Source organism: Xanthomonas sp. SHU 308 (genome assembly GCF_000364645.1).
GTDB lineage: Bacteria > Pseudomonadota > Gammaproteobacteria > Xanthomonadales > Xanthomonadaceae > Xanthomonas_A > Xanthomonas_A sontii.
Genome location: NZ_AQOK01000055.1, coordinates 1 through 4,254, shown reverse-complemented (window position 1 = coordinate 4,254; position 4,254 = coordinate 1). Strand labels below are relative to the sequence as shown.

The 4,254-nt window shown below is 68.4% G+C and carries 3 protein-coding genes and 1 pseudogene; 3 read left to right on the top strand and 1 reads right to left on the bottom strand.

The annotated features are described in order from the left end of the window. From D588_RS0102655 to lolD, 3 genes and pseudogenes are all read left to right on the top strand, one after another. Positions 1-241, top strand: a pseudogene (locus D588_RS0102655) (hypothetical protein); the annotation flags it as partial. A 23-nt stretch (positions 242-264) separates the two neighbouring features. Then, positions 265-1,509, top strand: coding sequence for a lipoprotein-releasing ABC transporter permease subunit (locus D588_RS0102650; RefSeq protein WP_010342649.1), 1,245 nt, complete (start codon positions 265-267; stop codon positions 1,507-1,509). Positions 1,510-1,546: 37 nt separating this feature from the next. Beyond that, entirely contained in the window at positions 1,547-2,254 is a 708-nt protein-coding gene (lolD, locus tag D588_RS0102645; RefSeq protein ID WP_017909302.1) for a lipoprotein-releasing ABC transporter ATP-binding protein LolD, read from the top strand. Positions 2,255-2,819: 565 nt separating this feature from the next. Here the strand turns inward: lolD and D588_RS0102640 are convergent. Beyond that, complete coding sequence (locus D588_RS0102640; protein WP_017914865.1) at positions 2,820-3,884, bottom strand: SDR family oxidoreductase; 1,065 nt, start codon at positions 3,882-3,884, stop codon at positions 2,820-2,822. Positions 3,885-4,254: the final 370 nt, after the last annotated feature.

Below are 4,254 nucleotides of genomic sequence, written 5' to 3'. Positions count from 1 at the left end.
GCCGCGCGCGCTGCTGATTCCTGCCGGTGCCGGTGCGCCCAGCGTCGATGGCGTGGCGGTGAGCGCGCTGCAGGTCGCCTGGCGCGGACCGCTGGCGTTCGTGCGCTGGCGCGATGCGCAGGGGCGTACGCAGCGCCTGGCGTGGTGGCCGGACACGCTGCCGCCGGCGGCACGACGTGAACTGCGTCTGGCCGCTGCCGCCCATGCCGCTTCGTCTGCGCCGCCGCAAATGGCACCATAGCGCTCCCTGGATGGTGGCTGCGCATGTTCAAACCCTTACCCGTGGCCATCGGCCTGCGCTATCTGCGCGCCAAGCGCCGCAACAACTTCATCTCCTTCATCTCCATGGCCTCGATCCTCGGCATCGCCCTGGGCGTGACCGTGCTGATCACCACCCTGGCGGTGATGAGCGGCTTCCAGAAGGAGATCCGCGACCGCCTGCTGCAGATGGCCGCGCATGCCACGGTCAGCGCGCAGGGCGCGCCGATGGAGGACTGGCAGCACGCGGTGGACGTGGCCATGCGCGACAAGCGCGTCGCCGGCGCCGCGCCCTACGTCGAGGAAGAGGCCCTGCTGACCGGCCAGCGCAACCAGCCAGCGATCGTTCGCGGCATCCTGCCCAAGGAAGAGGCCAAGGTCTCGGTGCTGGCGCAGAAGATGAAGCAGGGCTCGGTCGACAGCCTGACCCCGGGGTCCTACAACATCCTGCTCGGCCAGGAACTGGCGCTGTGGCTGGGCGTGGGCGTCGGCGACAAGGTGGTGGTGATGCTGGGCGAGCCGCAGGCCAGCCCGATGGGCATGGTGCCGCGCTACAAGCGCTTCACCGTCAGCGGCATCTTCGAGGCCGGCTACAACGAGATCGACCGCGGCCTGGCGGTGACCAGCATGCCGGACCTGCAGCGGGTGCTGCGCATGGGCGACGGCGTCACCGGCGTGCGCCTGAAGTTGTACGACATGGATCAGGCCTGGAACGTGGCGCGCGACCTGGCGCTGAACCTGCACGGCCCGTACATGGTCAGCGACTGGACCCGCGAGAACGCCAACCTCTACCAGTCGCTGAAGATGGAAAAGACAGTGATGGGCATCCTGCTGTCGCTGATCATCGCGATGGGCGCGTTCAACCTGGTGTCCTCGCAGGTGATGCTGGTGACCGACAAGCAGGCCGACATCGCCATCCTGCGCACGCTGGGGCTGAGCCCGGGCGGGGTGATGCAGGTGTTCATGGTGCAGGGCACGCTGATCGGCGTGATCGGCACCGTCGCCGGCGTGATCGGTGGCATCGTGCTGACGCTCAACCTGGAGCGGATCCTGGCCGGCATCGAGGCGGTGTTCAACATCAAGCTGCTGCCGGAGGACGTCTACTACATCACCGGCCTGCCCACCGACATGCAGCCGCACGACGTCATGGTGATCACCATCGTCGCCTTGCTGATGAGCTTCCTGGCCACGCTGTACCCGGCCTGGCGCGCGGCGCGCACGCAGCCGGCGGAGGCGCTGCGCTATGAATGAGAGCCGGGAATCGGGAATGGGGAATCGGGAATCGGGAATGCAGAAGCGACAAGCGGACGCGGCGATCCGCGCCGAAGGCCTGGCCAAGACCTACGCCGAAGGCAAGATGCGCACGCCGGTGTTCGACGGCCTGGAGCTGAGCGTGGCGGCGGGCGAGACCGTGGCCATCGTCGGCGCCTCCGGTGCCGGCAAGAGCACCCTGCTGCACCTGCTCGGCGGCCTCGACGTGCCGACCTCCGGCGAGGTCTACGTGGCCGGCCAGCGCATGTCGGCGCTGACCGACGCGGCGCGCGGGCAGTTGCGCAACCGTTCGCTGGGCTTCGTCTACCAGTTCCATCACCTGCTGCCCGAGTTCACTGCGCTGGAGAATGTGATGATGCCGGTGCTGCTGGGCGGCGCGCCGATCCAGGACGCCGATGCCCGCGCCCGCGCGCTGCTGGAATCGGTGGGCCTGGGCCATCGCCTGGAGCACAAGCCGGGCGAACTGTCCGGCGGCGAGCGCCAGCGCGCCGCGGTGGCGCGTGCGCTGGTCAATCGCCCGGCCTGCGTGCTCGGCGACGAGCCGACCGGCAACCTCGACGACAAGACCGCGGCCAACGTGTTCGCGCTGATGCTCGAACTCAACCGCGCGCAGGGCACCAGCCTGGCCCTGGTCACCCACGACCGCAGCCTGGCGCGCAAGCTGGACCGGGTGCTGGAACTGCACCAGGGCAAGCTGCGCGAATTGGCGCCTGCGGACGTTTGAGCGAGCGTGGTGGCGGACGCGATGTGCTGGCGTATCACGGTGTGGGGACGTAATCGCGGCCTGAAGGCGCGCCACTGAAGCCTGCTGCGTGCGGGGTCGGGCGTGACAGCCTCGCTTGCTGTGCAGCGCTCGCGGTCACGACAAAAGCAGTGTCCTGCTCACTGATGCAGTGCGCGTCGGGACTGAAGTCCCTCCCACAGTGCAGATCGTCGCTTCGCCGAGCGGTGGAGCGAGGTCAGGCGCGACGAACGACGCAGCGAGCCGCAGCGGCTTCAGCATTTGCCGACGCCGGAGATCCTCGGACAGGCGAAAGCACTTCTAGCGCAAGCGCGCCGTAGAAGCGGCTTCAGCCGCGACGAACGAAGCCGGGCAAGTCGCCGGCGTTGGTTGCTGTCGGCGCCGAAAAACTTCGTACAGCATGCCCAGCAAACACGTCACCGCGGCAGTGCAGTGTATGTCACTACAACGGCGACCGTCCTGGAGCGCACCGCGTGCCCCATAGGCGGCAACCTTCCGGATTGCCGCTTTCCCATTGCATCGGTGACTCTTCACCCAGCCGCGTCCCTCAGGGAATCACCCGCTGCGCACGCAGTCGCGTGAACAGCTCCAGGAACGAGGCGCGGCTGTCGTAGTAGCCGAGGAAGCCGAGATCGCGGCTCTTGGTCATGTCGTTGACGCACTCGATCTCGCGGCCCAGATCGGCATCGGTGTGCCACCACGAGGCGAGTTGGTTGACGTCCGCCTGCACCAGCCCATGCTGCTCGGCGATTTCGCGCCACAGGGCCGGCGCGGCGTCCTGCAGGCGCGCTTGCAGCGGCATCGGCGCCTCCGGATAAGGGGCAGGGTCCAGGCCGAAGAACGCGGCGATCTCGCCCCACATCCAGCGCCAGCGGAACACGTCGCCGTTGACCGTGTTGAAGGCCTGGTTGCGTGCGGCCGGATTGGTCGCGGCCCAGGCCAGTTGGCGGCCGAGCAGGCCGGCGTCGGTGAGGTCGGTGAGGCTGTCCCACTGCGCGCGCGAGCCAGGGAACACGAAGGGCTGCCCGGTGTGCTTGCACAGCGTCGCATACACCGCCAGGGTCACGCCCATGTTCATCGCATTGCTGCCGTTGGCCTGGCCGATCATGGTGTGCGAGCGGTGCACGCTCCAGCCGAAGCCATGGCGCGCGGCGGCGTCGAACAGCAGGTCTTCCAGCGTGTAGTAGAAATTCTCGCCCGGCTGCCGCGGTTCGCTCTCGCGGAACGGCGTCTCCGCCTTGCCGCTGCCGTAGTGCTCGAACGAGCCCAGGTAATGCTTGGTGCCGGTGACCAGCGCCATGTGCTGCAGCGTCGCGCCGTCCAGGCCCTCGCACAGGTGCCGCAACATCGCGCCGTTGGCGGCGACGTTCTCCTTCTCGGTGTCGCGCCGCGTCCAGGTGCAGAAGAACACGTGGGTGATCGGAAGCCCGCGCAGCGCCGCGATGGTGGCGTCGCGGTCGAGCAGATCGACCGCCACCGGAATCACGCCTTCCTGCGGCACCGGACGGCGTGCCAGCCCATAGACGGTCCAGCCCTCGGCGACCAGCACGTTGGCGAGGTTGTAGCCGGAGATGCCAGTGACTCCGACGATCAATGCGATGCCCTTGCGCATGCGCGAACTCCTTACGACGTGGGGTATCGCACCTTAGGCGCGGGGCGATGAAGCTGCGGAGAACTGCGCCGGGACTGTGACGCGGCGCGCGCTCGCGCGTTAGGCGAATTCTGACGCGGTGCCGCGGCATGGACCGATGGCCGACGTCCAGGCTGGATGCGACGCTGGCATGGCGATAAAGACGGTGTCGCGCGATGCGCATGTCGCGCCGCTTCGTCTCGCTGCTTCCGATCCATCGATGCCAAGGAGGGCAAGCACATGCAACCGTCGGCAGACGCCGTGCCGTGCCAGGGCCTCGTCGCGGCTCGCGCTGCCCGCTGGCCGGCACCGGCGCCGTTCGGCGCTGCGGTCGCGGCCAGCCTCGCCGCCG